Below are 18622 nucleotides of genomic sequence, written 5' to 3'. Positions count from 1 at the left end.
GAGCCTTTTCAATGACCGGTATGAAATTAGGCCAATACGTCTATGGGAATTCCCTGCTCCATTTATTGGATCCCCGAACGAAAATATTGAGCTGCTTATTGGTCATTTTTTCGGTCATAATCACCAATAATTTGTATTTTCTGCTTTTCCTGGTCCTATTGATGGCTGCTGCCATTATTTCTTCCGGATTAAGCTATCAATTAATTCTGAGCGGTTTATTGAAATTAAGATATCTGCTTCTTTTCACGCTGGTCTTCCAGGGATTTCTCACGCCGGGCGAGACTGTGTTTATGGTTGGAAAGCTCGGCATGACCAAAGAAGGTCTGATCTTAGGGCTGATCAATATATCGCGGCTGGTTATTTTATTTTTAGGCTCTATGATTTTATTAATGACAACATCGTCCCTCAAATTGTCCGCAGGAATCGAATACTTGCTGCTACCATTAAGGAAATTACATATTCCTATTCATAATTATACAACCATCCTCAGCATTTCTTTTCGCTTTCTTCCCACTTTGTTTGAGGAAGCGACTATTATAAAAAATGCTCAAAAATCAAGGGGAGCCCAATTTGATTCATCAAATATTATCGTCCGGATAAAAAGCTATACTGCTATTCTGATTCCGTTATTTGAAGCTTCCCTAGTCCGGGCCGCTGACTTGGGTGAAGCAATGGACAGCAGGTGCTTTACTTCCCATCCCAATCAGTTAAGGTTAAACCGTTTGCAAATGAAACGTCGGGATATCCTGTTCTTAATCCAAATGACCGCCATTTTAGGCACAGGTATTATAATTAGCATTCTTCTATAAGTCAGGAGCCGAAAGTATGACTGGTCAAGGTATCGAATTCGTCAATGTCACAAAGCATTATAGAGATTCCTCCAAAGGAAAAACACCTGCGCTGAACGATATCTCCTTGTCGATCAGGAAGGGTGAATATGTTGGTTTGCTTGGGATGAATGGTTCGGGAAAATCTACCCTGGCCAGACTATTGAATGGCCTGCTTAAACCGACGGGTGGAAAGGTCTTTATCAATGGGCTTGATACGGCAAACATTGAACAACTGTCTGAAATCCGCAGACTCGTCGGTATGGTTTTCCAAAACCCAGATAATCAATTAATCAGTCCGGTTATTGAGGAGGAAATTGCTTTTGGCCCTGAAAATTTAGGGCTGCCAATTCCAGAAATCAATCGCCGGATTGATTGGGCACTCCAGGTGTGCGGCCTCGAAGACAAAAGGCATCATGCACCGCATCTGCTTTCAGGCGGACAAAAACAAAGGGTAGCTCTGGCTTCTGCCTTGGCGATGCTGCCTGAATACCTCGTTCTTGACGAGCCGACTTCGATGCTGGATCCGGCAGGCAGGAAGGAGCTGCTTGAGCAGCTGCGGGTCTTAAATAAAGAGAAAGACATGACCATTCTGATCATCAGCCATAATCCTGAGGATTTGGTCCAGGCAGACAGGCTGATTGTTCTGGATTACGGATCAATCTTTTTACAGGGGACCCCAAGGGAAGTCTATGCCAACGCCAAGTTGGCAGAACTGGGACTGGATACCCCCGTGGTTTACCAATTGATCAACCAATTGGGATCAAACGGATATCCTGTTCCCGAAAACGTCAAATCAGTCCGGGAGTTGGTGGATTATCTATGCCTGCAGTTGTAGAAACGAATCATCTTTCTTATACGTACTTACCCGGTTCAGTTTACGAACATCAAGCCCTCAAAGACATCAACATCTCTCTGTCCAAGGGAGAATTCCTTGGGATACTCGGACCTAATGGCTCCGGTAAATCGACACTTGCCCAACATTTCAACGGATTAATCCGGCCTACCTCCGGTCATATAACTGTATGCGGGATTCCAACTTCGGACCCTAAACGAAGTAAGGACCTTTGGAAAAAAGCAGGGCTGGTTTTTCAATATCCCGAACAGCAGATTTTTCAAACTACAGTCTTTGATGAAGTGGCCTATGGTCCAAGGAATTTGGGCCTGCCCGAAACAGAAGTCGCAGAAAGAGTCTATGATGCGCTGTGGCAGGTTGGTATAACCCAGGAAGATATTAATCATCTGGCCCCGGTTACACTGAGCGGCGGCATGCGAAGAAGAGTTGCCATTGCCGGGATGCTGGCCATTCAGCCGGAAATACTTATCCTCGATGAACCCATGGCAGGTTTAGATGCTGCCGGCCGGAGACTGCTTTCGGATATATTCAAAAAACGTCACGAAAAAAAAGAAACGACGGTCATAATTTCTCACAACCTCAGAGAAATTATGACCATCGCAGATAAGATTGCTGTCCTGGACAGCGGGTCCATGATTTTTTTCGGAGACATTAAAGACCTGCTGATGAAACCTAAAATTCTTGACCAATATCAACTGGAATTGCCGGAGTACTTGCAAGTTATATATTGCCTGGCTGAGAAAGGGTTTGCTATCAAAACGGACATCAGCAGTACGCAAGAAGCTGGCGAAGAAATTCTAAGATTTCTTCAAGAAAATAAATATGGGGCGTAACGAAAACTTTAGTTTAAGTTTCGATGCGCCCCCTGGGCCAAGTTGTGATACGGCCCCTTTTTACAGGTGAGCCGGCGGCAGAAAGTAAAATAAATCAATAGAATACGCCTTTAGGGGTGGTTGTGTTTTGTCCATTTTCCAAGCCTGAACATATCATATTCCAACAAATGTTTGGAATATTTTTTTGTTTCAGGAGGATGAATGCAGAGCATGTTTTTTGAACGGGAAGACTGGAAATTATTCAGAAATATGGAAACCTTGCCCCAAAAAGCGGGGGTGTCGAGAAGTAAATTGTCCAGGCTGGTTTGCAAGGAAATCACGGATAATGCGCTGGATCTGGGCGGCGATTGTGAAATCGGTTATGAGGGCGATTTTTTTTATGTTAAGGATCACGGCAGCGGCCTGGATCCGGAATTGTTTTCCATCAACAGGCCGCTACGGTCCTCTAAGTATTTGAGACTGCCCACCCGAGGGGCATTGGGTAACGGTCTGCGCGTGGTAGCCGGGGCGGTAGTGGCGTCGGGCGGCGAACTCTACGTTTCAACCCGAGGCAAAAATTATAAAATCCATTTTCAAAGCGACGGCACAGCCTTCCCGGAAAGCTTAAGCGATTATGACGAAGCCGGGACAAAAATCAGATTTGCTCTGGGCGGAATGCCTATCGATTCAAGCTGGGCAAGCCTGGCAATGGAATATGCCCAAGGTGAAACCTACCGGGGAAAGACCTCGCCCTATTGGTATACCAGTGAAAACTTTTTTGAATTATTTCAATCCTATAGCGGATCGGTCCGGGAACTAATCACGCAGTTCGACGGTTGTACCGGTGGGAAAGCCGGGAAGATAGCCGCAGAATATACCAAGACGTCTGCCGCTGCCTTGGAGTTTGATGAGACGGAAGCGCTTTTGGCTGAGCTCCGAGCAGCGGTTAAAAATGTGAGTCCCGAGAGGCTGGGGCGGATCGGCAAGCTGGATGAGTACAGTGGCTATTGTAAATCAGCCGGCACCTTTAAGGCCAGGACCGTCAAAGGGGAACACGACGCGGAAATAGCGTTTGTCCTTGAAGTGTACGCGACACCCTCCGATACGCCCCATATAACGGTACTGCTCAATAAATCCCCTGTGACCGGCGACGTCAATATTTACCACAATAAAAATTTGCTGAATATTTTCGGCTGCGGTTTAATCCTATGTGTAAAAGCCAAACCTGCCGTTATTCTGATCAATATCACAACGCCCTATATCCCGGTTGTGACGGATGGGAAAGAACCGGATCTCTCGGTCATCACCGACGCCATGGCAGAAAGTATTCATAAGGCGGTCAGCCGAGCCCAAAAATCCCTGCCGGGCGATGTGGCGGAACGAAAGAAATCCCAGAAAGAAGTCGTGGCGGCATGCCTGGAACAAGCCATTGCTAAAGCCAGCGGCAACGGCGAATACCGTTTCAGCCTGCGTCAGCTTTATTATGCCGTCCGGCCGTATGTGATCAAGGAAAGCGGCAAAGAACCGGATTACGCCTATTTCTGCACGGAGTTGATCAGCAGTTATGAAGCGCAGCACGGTGACATTCCGCTGATGTACCGGGATGAGCGGGGGACGCTGTACCATCCCCACTCAGGCCAGGATATTCCCATCGGTACGATCGCGGTGGAAAACTACCAGAAGCCCGTCTGGACGTTTAATAAAATCCTGTATATTGAAAAAGAAGGCTTCTTCAATGTACTCAAAGAAAAGAAAATCCCGGAGAAATATGATATGGCTTTACTCACCAGCAAAGGTTATGCCAGCCGGGCGGTCAAGGATTTGTTGGATGCGCTCGGGGAGAATTCGGAGGAAGAGATTACTTTTTTCTGTATTCATGACGCGGACGCATATGGCACGACGATCTATGATACCCTGCAAAATGAGACCAAAGCCAGGCCCGGCAGAAAAGTGAAGATCATCAATCTGGGGCTGGACCCGGAAGAAGCCGTCAGCATGGGGCTGGAAATCGAAAAGGCAGGAAAAACAGGCCGCAGGAAGGGCGTGGCCAGCTATATTGATCCCGAGTGGGAGAGCTGGCTGCAGTACTACAGAGTGGAACTGAACGCCATGAGTACGCCGCAGTTTCTTGACTGGCTGGAGGGAAAAATCAGGCTTTACGATAAAGGCAAAGTGATACCGCCCGAAAGTACCATGCTGGAGAGCCTGGATCACAGCCTTCAGGATCAACTCGGCCAAAAGCTTGCAGCGGAAATATTGGAACAAAATCACTATGCTGATCAGGTTACGCAAGCAGTCCGGCAAGTTAAAGAGCGCTGCGGCGACAGCCAAACCCGGTTAGCTGAGACAGTGCAGGCGGAGCTTAAGAAGGAGCCAGTCAATCTATGGAAGGATGTCATTAAGGCCGTGTCTGAGGATATGATTAAAAATTGCCGTTTTTGAGATTTGACTACACTAGTGTAATTAATCTTAAAACAGCTCAATTTTTAAACAGAGGCTGTGATGACCCTCAGGGAAAACCAGCCTTGCACAGATCCACAAGCGGACGTCAGTGGCAGCAGCGTAAAGAAAACAGAAAACCGCAGCGTTAAAACATGCCAACGGTTAGCATGCAGAAAGCAGCGGGGCTTTGGCATGTTAGCGAGGATTTTTGTTTTTAGCTGCGAGAACGAGGGAGCGGTGAATCTGTGCAAGGCGGCATCACCTAAAAAAGGAAAGACAGTTCTGATTGACGTCTAAAGACAATCTCTCGGGGGTCAAAAGGCTTAACGATATAATTGTCAACTCGGAAGCCAAGTGCTTTATTGTACCTTAGTTTGCATGATAACAGTACAATTGTTTAATTATGATGAGATATTAAGAGCTTTAAAGTCTTTTGGGGATAAAGAACACAAGAATTGATAGGCGTGGTACAATATTCTGTTTACTCCCTAACATCCGCTTGTTTGTCGATTTCATCAAATCTATCATTGCAATAAGCGATTTGCTCCTGGATATACTGGCATACTTCGTGCTCTTCACCAAGCGTTTTGCAAAACAATTCCAGTGATTTATTCAAATAGTTTTCTGCATCTTGCAAAATCTCAGTGCCTATACTTTCTAAGCTCAGATACATTTCTCCCAGGTTCAAATATACGTCAGCCAAAATATCGCTGTAGGTATCCTGTCTTTCCAGGGTAGCCATAGCTTTGGTAAAAAAGAGGATAGCACTGGAGTATTTCTCCTGAACCCGGTAGATTCCTCCCAACTTACGGTAAGTAAGTGCCGCGAAGGCCGTTTCTGTGCCAACATGTTCTTCACAAATTCTTACTGCCTCCAGATAACTGGTAGCCGCACTTAGATATGTTCCTGCATTAACATATAGGTCACCCAGATTAGCGTTAGCCGATGCAGTATAGGGATGATTCTCCCCGAAAACTTTTTGGTTTAGTTCCAGGCAATTTTTCCAGTGTTTTTCCGTTCTTTCCCAGTCTTTTGCCGCTAGATAATGCCTCCCTAATTGGTAATTGAGATGTCCCTTTTCTTCGTCGCTAATTGTCTCGTCTGCAAGCATGACTTCTGCTTTGACGATGACAGTTTCAAAATCCATTTGCGTATCGTCATGTCTGGCCAATAATTCGATTATTTTTGCTGCCTGACCATCTTTCCAACCCATTGATATACCCCCTCTTGCTTAAATCACTGTTATTACAACTGTTATTATTACATCAAGGACCATTTTTCAAAAATTGATACTATCACCCCGAACATAATCAACGCATAGAAAAGTTTGAATAAACCTTCTGCCAATTTTCCCCTTTTGCTTTGTTTTGCCGTGCATTTACAGGCGCTGGGGTTAGAAAATGTAGTTGCAGCCACAGACGACTGGTTTTGGGGTAACTCCCGTTTCTTGCTCTTGATTTTCCGTCCCACGGCGCGCCTTGCCTCAGCTACCAAATCAATAAAGCCACCAATCGGACAAAAGCCGAAGCACCAGAAACGCCGGAAGAATAACGCTGCCGCCAGTACGGAAACCAGTAAGAGCATCTCAATCCTGGTGCCGTTCAGATCAAACAAAGGTGAAAAAGGCTCGTAACTGGATACCGAAGGATTCTGAAAAAGAAAGGCTACCATCAGAGATATGAAAAGCAGGAATTTACGGGTCTTGTGCATAAAAGGTATCTTTTTGCCTAAGGGCAGGCTGATTTTGAATTTATTGGCGACTAAATATAACCCTTCCTGAGCTGCGCAAAAAGGGCATAGATATACACAATAATAGTTCTTACCGAAGATCAGCGGCGGCAGCAAAGCAATCATAAGGATAAGATACCAGATCAAGTTGTTTTTGATAACCGGGAAATTGCCCATAAATATTGAGGCCGCATGGGCAATTGTTGCAGGACGGTTTAACCAGAAGCCCATACCGGCTACGCTGGCAATTAGCAATATCGGCCGTAGTTTTCGAAGTTTTGAAGACATACTGAGAATCAGACAACCAGCAATGAGCATAGCTATGGCTAATTCCGCCCAGCCTAATTGCCATAATCCGCCGTTGGAGCTAGACGGTAAACCTAAAGCGGCAGTACGTACGCTCTCGGAGACAGAGTCAACACACATAGTAATGGCCCTGGTGGAGAGGGTAGCTCCGGAAATGCCGTCAATGTCTTTGCCGAAGGTGGTGCCATCAGCAATGTTCCGGCCCACGAGCTGAAGGTAGAAGCCTGATTTTTCAATGTTTTTCAGATATTGCGGAGTTTCTTTATATTCAAGAATTTTTACCTTCTGAATAACACCATGGGTATCAATAATTGTGCCTACCAGCATCTTCCCACCAAAACCAGAATATTTATCCAGACCAGCATAGCCTGTAAGATTGCCACTGGCATCAAAGACTTTGACGCTGTTGGCAGTGAGGGTCTCGGTAGTGCTGTTGGTGGGGAGCAAAACACCATAATAGGAATGAAGTTGAAGATCATGCTGATGCTCTTGATAATAATTAAACATCAATGCTAAAAAAAGAACTGCAATGGCAGTGATGGTTAGAAATTTCTTTTTTTTCATAATATAACCTTCATCACGTAATTGATTTAATATTTAGGAGCCGCCCGCGACGGCTAAGTCACGGGCAGCTAAGTACAGTAGTCCGTATGGATAATTAGCTTTCGTATTTCCAGTTATACATCCTGTCTTTGGGATCATTCCACCAGGCATCAATATCGGCCTGAGTGTAATCCTTCATTTCCGCACCGAAGCCGAAGGCCTCATCCATCTTGAAAAAGATAGAATTGAAAGCCGTCGTCTTGGACGATATCGTCTTGACTACGCTGTGTATCCAGGAATCCGGTTTACTATACGGACAAACGGCAATGCAATGGGCGCAACATTCGGACTTCTTGATCCAGTACTGCAGGCAGGTCCAAGAGTTCGTAATCCAGCGCTTTGCTCCGGGATTATTACCAGGGCAAACAATATTATCATAGCTTGGTTCGTCGTCCATAGGAACGGATTTAGATGGGCAATAGATGGCACATTTCTTGCAAGTTTTGCAAAAATTTACGGCACCGAAGGAAATGGGCTTATCGATAGCCAGTGGCATATCGGTCACCACTTTTGCCAGACGCAACATACTGCCGTATTCCGGGTTGATCAGCAAGCCGTGACGGCCGATTTCTCCGAGGCCGGCAGCAGCAGCCATAGGCACGGAAAGTGCAATCTCGTTATTACAGGGGATAGCATTATACCCCATTTCCCGAATGAAAGTAGCAATTTTTCCAATGCTTTCGTTCATTTCGGAGTAACCAAGATATACTGCGCTTTGCGCAAAAGCTGTATTGGCATATTTTGCCAAGAAGGAACCGTCCATTGGATAAGCTATGACGATAACTCTGTTCATGGCCTTGGGAATATGCCATTCTTTCTCAAGTTTTTCAGGTTTGGTGTATTCATCAGAAATAATTAAATCTTGGTGGGTTTTGCTTCTTGAATACCACCAATTTTCTTTCATCTCTGTAATACCGACCGCACATGGATTACAGAAAGTGGCGAATTTTTTGATGGTCTTACTGTTATTCTCTGGGGTATCCTCCCATTTGCCAACTTTATTAGTGAGAAGAGGCTCATAATTGGTACCCCAGTCGAGATTCTGTGGGTTGTACATATCAAACATCGTGGCTTTTTCAAAAGCGTAGTCACGGACGCTGAAACCAGGTTTACCGCTTTTCCATACTTGAGGCTTTATAGTACCGTCCATATAAGTAATCCAGAACTGACCTTCGCAGTATTGTTTAGCAAAATCGACATTATTATAGGCATGCATTTCTTGATTAAAACGTGGCAATTTGCTGCCGTCAGCGTAAGGTGGCAAATCATATGGCGGCGCATTCAGGTATTTGATGGCTCCTTTTACACCTGCCTGGGCAGGAGCCATATAATCTGCCATTGCGACTCCGGGGGTAGTAAGATTGATTGCACCTGCAGCAGCACCAATTGCGGTGGTGACACCGGCAATTTTCAGAAAGTCTCTTCTGTTAAATTTTTTTGATTCTTCATTTTGAATATTATTCTCTTTTTCTTCCATTTTTTTATTTTCCTCCTTCCTTATTCTTAGGCCCCCTGGGTCGGCTGGATATCTTTCTTCTTACTCAGATCTTTACGTATGCCGAAGATATACACTATCACACCGAGGACAACGAAGATGCCACCAAAGAAAAGGATCCCCATCCATCCTGCACGAGTAGCTTCTTCAGAAAAGCAAGCTAAGCTGAAAGCCGCGGCAAATACGCCGATCAAATACCAAATCACAAGTGCTGCCCACCAATACCAAGTGAGTTTTTTTAGTACAGGCCAGAAATAAATGAACAATCCACCTGTTAAGAGTCCAATAAGCCAAATCAAAAATGTCATAAAAAAGTCCTCCCTTCTTTACTTTACTGTTGAAGCCCTGATAAGAATGAGCCACTAGTACCAGATTGAGAGTGTCTTTGACCCTTTTTAGAGATTGGATTATTTTAGATAAATCCTCCCTTCATTTTTGACTTTTTAACCTTTAGGATAGACTTAACATGCGTCTCTGGACCGGATGCTACAATGGGTCAAAGATTATGGCTCCTGTAGCATATTCCCAATTAAATATATAAGTAAATCGTCGAGAGGTGGTTTCTTATCTGTAAACAATTTGTAAACTTCATTTACAAACTGTAACATTTTCTCCTAATTCTATTCCTTCGTCTGCGACATCCTCCGTGTCTTCAAGTTGACTGGCCATATAATTTATAGAATCTAAGTTCATCGGTTGGATTTGCTTGTACCCTAACGAAAAGATCCCCCGCGGCAATCTGGCGCGTGGTTTTGTTCATATCCAGTAAGGGACTTACTATTTTTCTTTGATAAGACAATGTATAGGAGTGACAAAGCACCGCAAAATAAAAAGGCTGTGGCCCATATTAGTACAATAAATCATATTCGCTGCCGCCGCATGCTGATGCTTTTGATAATAATTACATTAATGCTAAAAAAGAATTGCGATGACAGTAATAGCTAGAGATTTCTTATTTTCATAATATAACCTTCATCACGTAATTGATTTAATATTTAGGAGCCGCCCGCGACGGCTAAGTCGCGGGCAGCCTTCTGAATAAGGTACAGTAGTTTGTGTAGATAATTAGCGTTTGCGTTTCCAATTAAACATTCTGTCATTGGGATCATTCCACCAGGCATCAATATCGGCCTGTGTGTAGTTTTTCATTTCCGTACCAAAGCCGAAAGCGTCGTCCATCTTGATGAAGATGGAATTAAAGGCTGAAGTCTTGGAAGATATCATCTTCACGGCGCTGTGTATCCAGGAATCCGGTTTACTATACGGACAGTCGGCGATGCAGACCACACATCCTTCGGTCTTTTTGAGCCAGTACTCCAGGCAGGTCCAAGTGTTGACAATCCAGCGTTTGGCACCGGGATTATTTCCAGTACAGGCTATAGTAGTTCCTGGTTCATCTTCCATTGAAATGGATTTGGATGGGCAATTTATAGCGCACTTTTTGCAAGTTTTGCAGAAATCTGCTACGCCGAATGAAATGGGTTTGTCAATAGCGAGCGGCATGTCGGTTACTACCTTTGCCAAACGTACCATACTGCCGTATTCAGGGTTGACGAGCATGCCGTGACGACCGACTTCTCCCAACCCGGCAGCGGCAGCCATGGGCACGGATAGCGCGGAATCGTTGCACATGGGGATGGCATTATAACCCAATTCCCGGATAAACGTAGCAATTTTACCAACGCCTTCAGTCATCTCGGAATAACCGAGATATATTGAGGAAAGCGCAAACGCTGTGTCGGCATATTTTGCTACGAAGGAGCCGTCCTCCGGATAAGCGATTACGATGACATATTTCATAGATTTAGGAACGCGCCATTCTCCCTTTAACTTTTCGGGTTTGGTATATTGATCGGAAATAATAATTTTATCTTTTGCGCGTGTTGTTGAATACCACCAATTTTCTTGCATCTCAGTGATGCCGACCGCACATGGATTACAGAAGTTGGCAAATTTTTTAATAGCCTTACTGTTATTTTCCGGGGTATCCTCCCATTTGCCGCAGGCGTTGGGAAGAGGAGCCACGTAATTGGTGCCCCAATCGGTAAGTAAAGCATTGTACATATCTTTCTTAGCACCAGTTTCAAAAGCGTAATCACGAAGGCTGTACCCAGGCGCACCGCTTTTGCATTTATCAATCTTCAAAATGGTATCCAAATATGTTCGCCAGTACATACCATTGCAAAATTGATTGGCAAAATTTGGATCCTCAAAGGCCGTCATTCCCTCATCGAACCGCTGCAATTTATTGCAATCAGCAAAAGGCGGTAAATCATAAGGCGGCACATCCAGATATTTGATAGCTCCTTTTACACCTGCCTGGGCAGGAGCCATATAGTCTGCCATTGCGACTCCGGGGGTAGTAAGATTAATTGCACCTGCAGCAGCACCAATTGCGGTGGTGACACCGGCTATTTTCAGAAAGTCTCTTCTGTTAAATTTTTTAGATTCTTTGTTTTGAATATTATTTTCTTTTTCTCCCATTTAATTTATTTTCCTCCTTTCTTATTCTTAGGCTCCAATGGTCGGCTGGATATCTTTCTTCTTGCCCAGATCTTTACGTATGCCGAAGATATACACTATCACACCGAGGACAACGAAGATACCACCAAAGAAAAGGATCCCCATCCATCCTGCACGAGTGGCTTCTTCAGAAAAGCAAGCTAAGCTGAAAGCCGCCACAAATACGCCAATCAAATACCAAATCGCAAGTGCTGCCCACCAATACCAAGTGAGTTTTTTTAGTACAGGCCAGAAATAAATGAACAATCCGCCTGTTAACAGTCCGATAAGCCAAATCAAAAATGTCATAAAAAAGTCCTCCCTTCTTTACTATTGAAGCCCTGATAAGAATGAGCCACTAGTACCGGATTGAGAGTGTCTTGACCAGAGATTTGATTATTTTAGATAAATCCTCCCTTCATTTCAAATTTTTTAGGTTAATGACTATGGTTCCTATGATGTAATCCGAATTTAGTATATAAGTAAATCTTCGAGAGGTGGTTTCTCAATTGTAAAAAATTCATAAACTGCCGTTTACAGATTATTACACTTTACCAAGTCTCGCCCCAGAATAAAAAAAATGACCTCCCACTAAAAGTAGGAGGAATGTAACAAAGGCTAATGTTATGTTGGAGTCTATTTAAATCTCAGCCGGGAAGGCAACCTTAAAACAACTTACTCCGTTTGTGCTTTCAACTTCGATCGTCCCACCGTGCAGAATTATCAACTGCTTGGTTATCGCTAGTCCAAGACCTACCCCTTCCGAATTACGGGCCTTGTTAGCCTTATAAAATCTTTCGAAAATATAAGGTAAATCCTCTGGACTAATTCCTTCACCGGAATTACTAATGGTAACACTCACCCATTTCCCGTCTTCACTACTCTCCACTAAAATATCACCGGTTTCCGGCGTATAGCTTGCCGCATTTTTAATAAGGTTATCAAAAATTTGAACCAGCCTTAGCTCATCTCCTCTGATATAAGCGGCAAAATATTCGTCGAAGGTAATACGCATTACGATTTTCTTTTCAGTGAATATCGATTCGAATTTTGCAATACTTCGCCGCAATAATTCAGCAATATCTACTCGTTCATACTCCAGTTTAAAGTCTGATGATTGAATATGCGTTAAATCCATAAGATCATTAATCAATTGGGACATCCTCAGTACTTCATTAAGGATCATTTCGGTATAATATACCTGCTTATCTGATGATACTTTTTTTTCTATTATAACCTGTAACATACTACGAATAACTGTAATCGGAGATCTAAGTTCATGGGAGACATTCTCTAAGAATCGTCTTCGAGCATCCTCTGTGTCTTCAAGTTGGCTGGCCATATAATTTATAGAATCAGACAGTTCTTTAAGTTCATCGGTTGAATTTGCCGGTACCCTAACGGAAAAATCCCCAGCGGCAATCTGGCGTGTGGTTTTGTTCATATCCAGTAAGGGATTTACTATTTTCTTTGATAAGACAATGTATAGGAGCGACAAAGCACCGCAAAATAAAAAGGCTGTTGCCCATATTAGTACAATAATCATATTCGCTGCGGGCGCATAACCCTGGTAAGTACCATGATAAACTATGGCTCCCTTAACCTGCCCCTGCCTAATAAATGGGACGGTATAGTAATAGTACTCTACTCTATTGGTATCGTTAATAAAAGTAGAACACGTTTGCTTGCTGTCATTAAAACACTTTTCTATATCCCTGGTTAAAATCATGTTGTTTTGGAGCGGGGCCTTCTGTTTGGTATCCAATATTATCTGTCTATATTCATTATAAATTAGGATCCTGGAATTTATTACGGCCAAATTATCTCGTTCAATGATATTCCTGGCAAATTCGTCACTGCTAATGTGTTGATCCAGCAAATTGAAGTATAATTGTCCGATTTCCCTGCTATCCTTCATAAGACGGTTGAATCTATTTTGTTGAATAAAGGAGTCAAGCGTAATGGAAAAAAGGAAATTAAGTATTATACAATAAATAATCAAGGACAATGCAAATGTCAAAATCAATTTGCGCCTCATTTAGCAACCTCAAGTTTATAACCTATCGTCCATACGGTTTTGATTTCTACTTTATCAACCCCTTTAAGCTTAGCCCTTAGCCTATTAATATGGACATCCACTGTTCTGGTTAAACATGAATTTTCAAAACCCCATATTTTTTCCATTAGTTCAATTCGGGTAAACACTTTGTTTATGTTGGTCGCCATTAGGTATAACATATCCATTTCCTTAGGAGAAAGTGATATATCTTTATCTCTAAAACGAATTAGATAATTGGCCGGATCTATTGTTAATTTCTCTATTTTTAGTGGAAGAAGTACCTTCTGCTCCTCCGGATTGATACGCCTTAACATTGCTTGAACCCTAAAGACAATCTCTCGGGGGTCAAAAGGCTTGACAATATATTCGTCAATTCCAAGTTGGAAGCCAAGTGCCTTATTATGAAAATCCCCACTAGCAGTCAGTAAGAAAATTGGGACTTTTGACTTATTGCGGATATACTTGCAAACCTCCCAGCCGTTCAGCTCAGGTATCATTATGTCCAAAATAATCAATGCATAGCTATCCTTGCCGAATTTCCTGATAGCCTCCTGCCCATTATAGCAACAAACCACCGAATAATCTTCTTTCTCCAGATAGAGCTTCAATACCTCACACACATTAATATCATCATCAACCAACAGAATGGCTTCACGTGTTTTCATATCCTGCTCAACTTCTCCTTTCCGAATTTCCGGTAAATTAGCCAGTAAACAGAAAAGTGAATTCATACTCTTAGTTACCTGTATAACAATCGTTCAACTACGCAATTCTCATGATATAGAAACTAGAAGCTGTTGTGGCCTACAAAACATAAAAACGAATTGGCGATGTACAATAAATATTTGCTATATCCTTTTGTCTCTAATCTTTAAATCTGTTCATGAACATCAATGTTTTGGAGGGAGACAAAGGGTTTTTCTAAAATTTGAAACTGGCCATCACCTTATTAAGCTCGTTAACGCTTTCTTGTGAAAGGTTTGCAAATTTAGATAGTTTATCTGATTTATTGAACATATTGACAGCCTTCTGAGCTATCACACCCGAACCTTCCGCCACCTCGTCATTTGCATTAGCTATACCTTCTATGGAGTTGACCATTTTTTGCACAGACACAGACAATCGCTGTGCCGTAGCCCCAAAATCTTTGACTATACTGCTAATCTGATTGCTATCCATGGTATATTGTTCACCGGTCTGAACGAAGGAATCATAGTCCTTAACGACTTTAGAATCAATGAACATTAGCAACTCTTCGGAATATTGCACAAGATTGTTTACCGATGCAATTACGTCTTTTGTAATTTTTTGTATTTCGGTTACAGCTTTGCTTGAGTCTTCCGCGAGTTTTCTAATCTCATCCGAGACAACAGCAAAACCCCTTCCTGCCTCACCAGCTCTCGCAGCTTCAATAGCTGCATTCAAAGCAAGCAGATTGGTCTGTTTGGTTATGGACAAAATAGAATTTGTGAGGAGATTGATTTCCTCAACAGTCTTTGATTTTTCAATAGCTTCCCTCAGCTTTTCATTCGTGTTTGAATAGATGTTATATGCTGAGTTCCTTGATTTATTTGAAACCTCTTTAAGTTCTTCTGCGCGCTTGGAAATTTCTTGTGTAGATTTCCTGCCTTGTTCTACCTTTTTCTCAATTGTTTCTATTGCAGATATGAACTCATCAGACATTTCTCTCATCAGAATCGTAGACGCCGCTGTCTCTTCCATGGAAGCGCTTAATTCTTCAGTTATTGCTGAAACCTCTTCGATTTGGGAATTCAGTTCGACGGTGTCATTACTGACATTGGCAACAGTACCGGAAACACCGCTTATAGCCTGTGAAACACCTAATATTAGCGTTCGCAGATTGTTTGTCATAGTGTTTATCGAACTCGCAAGAATTCCGAATTCATCCATTTTTTTCACCTTGATCTGTTCGACGTTTATCTCCCCGTTGCTGATTCTTTTTGCAATGTTGTTAATATTGTCAAGTATCTTTAATGTAGATTTTGACAGAAAAGAAAATAGTATCAGGGAAATAAGACTAAAAAGCAGTATCCCGATAATCGTATATAATTTTAAATATGGGAGTGAACCGTAAAACTCTTCAGTAAAAACGCCTATCCCAAATGTCCAGCCCCAAGGCTCAAAATATCCGACTAAACCTACTTGATCTCTTGCCACCTTGTCATTAGGATTTTTCCAGGGATAAACAAGAACCTTCTGATTAATATCGTCGCCGACACTTGGTTTTTTTGCAAGATTTATAAGCTTTTCAATATAGTACATTTGGGCAGCGGGGACCACATCTTTAAGGTTTTTATCCTCATATCCGTAAACATGCATAACAACACTGTAGTCGTCGAGACAAGCCCACAAATGGCCGTCTTGTTTATATGTAAAGGGTGTTTTTTTAAAATCCCGAGTATTTTTCTGGGTATCCAGAGGGCCGTCAATAAATGTCTTTGCTTGTTCCTGCGCTTCTGCCAAAGACAGCTTTCCCTGCTTAACCTGCTCGTCAAGTACTTTACATAACTGAACCGCAGTATCAACCGTATTCTGTAGATCTCTGACTCCAGCAGTATAAAGCTCACTTTTGGCGGTTTGATAAATTAAAATTCCCACCATCGATGATGCCAGTATCATAAATACGAGAACGATTAGATTGAGCTTCCATCTAATGCTAATTGATTTTTTTACTTGCATATTTGACCTCCATCCATAATAAAGAATTACTACCACATTAGTTACCCAAATAGTCTGCTAACGGTCAAGTCACATAGTGGATGCCTGTACCGCATAGAACATTATTTTTTGCCGTCTATCTTCATTACGGACAACGTCCATGTAAATATAATTTTGCAGCTTTTTAATAGGATAAAATTTATTTTGTAAGATTCTATAAATATACCCTATCAATAAATATTAAGCCTATAAACTGCTTTACAATTGGAAGAAAATCTTAAAAAACAGATATTAACGACATGGTGCGGCGCTAAGTGAAGCTCTGATGCGGAACGTCGCTGTTGTACATGAATGGCATAACAGTCGAAAAGCGAATGGCACCATGTCTTCAAACTCAGCTTAGCCAAAAAAATGCTGATAACAGTCTAAAAAACTATTATCAGCGTCATATTTGTTAGTGTTATTCTGTACATTCATGGCGGCCTCAGCCTCTTTATATACTTGAGAAAATCACTTACAATTGGGGCTTACTTTCAAGAGATTTCTACATAAGCAGAATATCTACTTACATAGGGTTTTCCATAATCACTAAGCAATTGTAGAAAAGGATACTTTTGTCTTTATATGATTAGGTCTCTAAAAACAATTTAACATACTCGTCATTTATTAATCGATTAGAAACAAAAAGCTTTTGCTGGGAAGATCTAATTTTCCCTTCAGATCTATACTGATTGAAGATATTGCACACTGTAACCCTGGATAAGCCAATGAGTTGCGCGATTTGGGTATGTGACAGGTTAATCGGCAACTCATACCAATCCCTTGCTTCCCTATATTCCATGTATTGAAGCAAAGTAATAAAGAAATATACTAGCTTTTTCTCCGAAGGAAAATACGTAGATAAATTAATCATTTGATAAGCACTTTTACATCTGGTGAATATACTATCAATCATCTCAAGATTTAAATCGATATCCTCTCTCATCCCCTGAATCAGAATGTCCCGGGAAACCAAGTAAAACTCACAGTCTCGGATAGCTTTGAAAGATAAGGGAATCGGCACCTGGTCTAAAGCCGCTGCTAAGCCAAAAGGCCTTTTTGGCCCAAGTATAGAAGCAATCCTAGAATCCCCGGCAGGATTATTGAAACAAAGAGCAACCCAACCTTCGACAATGTAGTACCCATGTTGCACAATTTCTCCTTCATGCAAGATGGTGGTTCCTTTTTCAAAGCTCTTTTTAAAGCCCTTTTCCTTCACATAATTAAAGAACCTGTCACTGGCTGGCGGATTCGCCCACTGTAAATACATAGAAGAATGCAACACATCCATATTCATTCCTCCTGAAAGCAATTGATGATCTTTTAATTTGCCCTATTAATATTTAGCAAAAAGTCCATCGCTTTTCTCCGTAAATACTGTGTCTCCACAAAATGGATGTCAGTAAACATTTCAGACAATTGCCCACTTTCCTGGTCTTTTCTCAGACGACCTCCGAGATATCCGCGCTCTTCTGCTGTAAGTCCAATTTCTTCCGCCTCAATCACTGCATCTAAAATCCGATCCCTGATCATTCTCTTAGCTGCTTCTTCCTTACATTCCTCCAATAATTCGTCAGCTGTTATCTTTCTACCCATCAAATAATTGATGAGTTCGATCCCGTCGACATTCTTGATTTCCTTGGCAAATTTATTGTACAAATCTTCCGCTGCTTGATTAAGATTTTCTTCTCCAAATTCATATTTACTCTGCGCGATGATGGCCTGAAACACAATATTAAGATTGCCTTCCCATTCTTTGGACTTTTTTTCCTCAAAGATTTTCTCAGTCAGTTTCTGCTTTAAGTCCTGAAGCGTTTTCAGACTTGGATCAATTTCCTGAATAATGTCTTCCGTCAGTTCCGGCTTTTCAATTCGAAATACACGTGTGATTTTAATGTTAAATATAAGTTCACGTCCCAATAAATGTTGAGATTGAAGAATATCCGATTGTATCGTCTTTTTGAAGATTACTAGGTCTCCCGTCTTCTTCCCAAGTAGGTTTGAGGTCAATTTCGGTATCAGCGCATCGTCGCCTACTCTGAACTGGTAATCGTATTCTCGTACTACCGGAACAGATGTATTTTCCTCCACCCCTTCCATATTTATTATAACATAATCTCCTATTTCAATACTTTCATTTTTTTCTATTTCAATTTTTTCCAAAGAATTTATTAAATGGTTCATTGCCTCGTCTATTTCATGCTCTTTAACAGATGTATCAAAAAACTTGAGGTTTAATCCTTTATATTGTCCCAACTCGAAATGCTTCATTTC

Annotated in this window: 15 protein-coding genes; 4 read left to right on the top strand and 11 right to left on the bottom strand. The window is 42.1% G+C overall.

What is annotated here, in order from left to right:
- Positions 1-11 precede the first annotated feature (11 nt).
- The 4 genes from A7K50_RS03505 (at position 12) to A7K50_RS03490 (ending at position 4937) form a co-directional block, all read left to right on the top strand.
- Positions 12-809: an energy-coupling factor transporter transmembrane component T gene (locus A7K50_RS03505; protein ID WP_119774648.1), complete on the top strand. Its 798-nt coding sequence runs from the start codon at positions 12-14 to the stop codon at positions 807-809.
- A 16-nt stretch (positions 810-825) separates the two neighbouring features.
- Positions 826-1665 (top strand): energy-coupling factor transporter ATPase, encoded by an 840-nt coding sequence (locus tag A7K50_RS03500; RefSeq protein WP_119774647.1) that lies wholly within the window; start codon positions 826-828, stop codon positions 1663-1665.
- On the top strand, positions 1650-2516 hold the full coding sequence (locus tag A7K50_RS03495) for an ATP-binding cassette domain-containing protein (protein ID WP_119774646.1): 867 nt from the start codon (positions 1650-1652) through the stop codon (positions 2514-2516). The genes A7K50_RS03500 and A7K50_RS03495 overlap by 16 nt, the downstream gene beginning before the upstream one ends.
- A 201-nt stretch (positions 2517-2717) precedes the next feature.
- A complete protein-coding gene (locus A7K50_RS03490; RefSeq protein ID WP_119774645.1) occupies positions 2718-4937 on the top strand; it encodes a hypothetical protein in 2220 nt (739 codons plus the stop codon).
- Between the two features lie 481 nt (positions 4938-5418).
- Here A7K50_RS03490 and A7K50_RS03480 read toward each other — a convergent pair whose 3' ends face one another.
- The 11 genes from A7K50_RS03480 to A7K50_RS03430 all read right to left on the bottom strand — a co-directional run bounded on the left by A7K50_RS03480 (position 5419) and on the right by A7K50_RS03430 (position 18619).
- Positions 5419-6150 (bottom strand): tetratricopeptide repeat protein, encoded by a 732-nt coding sequence (locus A7K50_RS03480; RefSeq protein WP_119774643.1) that lies wholly within the window; start codon positions 6148-6150, stop codon positions 5419-5421.
- Between the two features lie 47 nt (positions 6151-6197).
- A complete protein-coding gene (locus A7K50_RS03475; RefSeq protein WP_119774642.1) occupies positions 6198-7535 on the bottom strand; it encodes a 4Fe-4S binding protein in 1338 nt (445 codons plus the stop codon).
- Between the two features lie 94 nt (positions 7536-7629).
- The gene (locus A7K50_RS03470; RefSeq protein WP_119774641.1) at positions 7630-9051 is read right to left on the bottom strand and encodes a reductive dehalogenase; all 1422 of its coding nucleotides are present in this window, start codon (positions 9049-9051) and stop codon (positions 7630-7632) included.
- Between the two features lie 26 nt (positions 9052-9077).
- The gene (locus A7K50_RS03465; protein ID WP_119774640.1) at positions 9078-9377 is read right to left on the bottom strand and encodes a hypothetical protein; all 300 of its coding nucleotides are present in this window, start codon (positions 9375-9377) and stop codon (positions 9078-9080) included.
- Between the two features lie 757 nt (positions 9378-10134).
- Positions 10135-11553, bottom strand: coding sequence for a reductive dehalogenase (locus A7K50_RS03460; protein WP_119774639.1), 1419 nt, complete (start codon positions 11551-11553; stop codon positions 10135-10137).
- A gap of 27 nt (positions 11554-11580) precedes the next feature.
- Positions 11581-11880: a hypothetical protein gene (locus tag A7K50_RS03455; protein WP_119774638.1), complete on the bottom strand. Its 300-nt coding sequence runs from the start codon at positions 11878-11880 to the stop codon at positions 11581-11583.
- A gap of 331 nt (positions 11881-12211) precedes the next feature.
- Positions 12212-13300 (bottom strand): HAMP domain-containing sensor histidine kinase, encoded by a 1089-nt coding sequence (locus A7K50_RS03450; protein ID WP_158582033.1) that lies wholly within the window; start codon positions 13298-13300, stop codon positions 12212-12214.
- Positions 13301-13605: 305 nt separating this feature from the next.
- On the bottom strand, positions 13606-14295 hold the full coding sequence (locus tag A7K50_RS03445) for a response regulator transcription factor (RefSeq protein WP_158582032.1): 690 nt from the start codon (positions 14293-14295) through the stop codon (positions 13606-13608).
- 256 nt (positions 14296-14551) lie between these two features.
- On the bottom strand, positions 14552-16366 hold the full coding sequence (locus tag A7K50_RS03440; protein WP_147363119.1) for a methyl-accepting chemotaxis protein: 1815 nt from the start codon (positions 16364-16366) through the stop codon (positions 14552-14554).
- Positions 16367-16937: 571 nt separating this feature from the next.
- Positions 16938-17645 carry a Crp/Fnr family transcriptional regulator gene (locus A7K50_RS03435; protein ID WP_243103623.1) on the bottom strand — a complete coding sequence of 236 codons (708 nt, stop codon included), beginning with the start codon at positions 17643-17645 and terminating at the stop codon, positions 16938-16940.
- Positions 17646-17671: 26 nt separating this feature from the next.
- The gene (locus tag A7K50_RS03430; RefSeq protein ID WP_119774633.1) at positions 17672-18619 is read right to left on the bottom strand and encodes a trigger factor; all 948 of its coding nucleotides are present in this window, start codon (positions 18617-18619) and stop codon (positions 17672-17674) included.
- Positions 18620-18622 lie beyond the last annotated feature (3 nt).

It is taken from the genome of Dehalobacter sp. MCB1, from assembly GCF_003590275.1.
Lineage (GTDB): Bacteria > Bacillota > Desulfitobacteriia > Desulfitobacteriales > Syntrophobotulaceae > Dehalobacter.
Note: the sequence above shows the minus strand (reverse complement) of the source record. Positions and strands in the feature narration are given on the sequence as shown.

Bases quoted from the DNA above. Each gene is read 5' to 3' on its own strand.
- A7K50_RS03435 (WP_243103623.1), bottom strand. From the start codon at position 17,645: ATGAATATGGATGTGTTGCATTCTTCTATGTATTTACAGTGGGCGAAT.
- A7K50_RS03460 (WP_119774639.1), bottom strand. From the start codon at position 11,553: ATGGGAGAAAAAGAAAATAATATTCAAAACAAAGAATCTAAAAAATTT.
- A7K50_RS03480 (WP_119774643.1), bottom strand. From the start codon at position 6,150: ATGGGTTGGAAAGATGGTCAGGCAGCAAAAATAATCGAATTATTGGCC.
- A7K50_RS03490 (WP_119774645.1), top strand. From the start codon at position 2,718: ATGCAGAGCATGTTTTTTGAACGGGAAGACTGGAAATTATTCAGAAAT.
- A7K50_RS03470 (WP_119774641.1), bottom strand. From the start codon at position 9,051: ATGGAAGAAAAAGAGAATAATATTCAAAATGAAGAATCAAAAAAATTT.
- A7K50_RS03465 (WP_119774640.1), bottom strand. From the start codon at position 9,377: ATGACATTTTTGATTTGGCTTATTGGACTCTTAACAGGTGGATTGTTC.
- A7K50_RS03430 (WP_119774633.1), bottom strand. From the start codon at position 18,619: ATGAAGCATTTCGAGTTGGGACAATATAAAGGATTAAACCTCAAGTTT.
- A7K50_RS03475 (WP_119774642.1), bottom strand. From the start codon at position 7,535: ATGAAAAAAAAGAAATTTCTAACCATCACTGCCATTGCAGTTCTTTTT.
- A7K50_RS03455 (WP_119774638.1), bottom strand. From the start codon at position 11,880: ATGACATTTTTGATTTGGCTTATCGGACTGTTAACAGGCGGATTGTTC.
- A7K50_RS03505 (WP_119774648.1), top strand. From the start codon at position 12: ATGACCGGTATGAAATTAGGCCAATACGTCTATGGGAATTCCCTGCTC.
- A7K50_RS03495 (WP_119774646.1), top strand. From the start codon at position 1,650: ATGCCTGCAGTTGTAGAAACGAATCATCTTTCTTATACGTACTTACCC.
- A7K50_RS03500 (WP_119774647.1), top strand. From the start codon at position 826: ATGACTGGTCAAGGTATCGAATTCGTCAATGTCACAAAGCATTATAGA.
- A7K50_RS03445 (WP_158582032.1), bottom strand. From the start codon at position 14,295: ATGAAAACACGTGAAGCCATTCTGTTGGTTGATGATGATATTAATGTG.
- A7K50_RS03450 (WP_158582033.1), bottom strand. From the start codon at position 13,300: ATGATTTTAACCAGGGATATAGAAAAGTGTTTTAATGACAGCAAGCAA.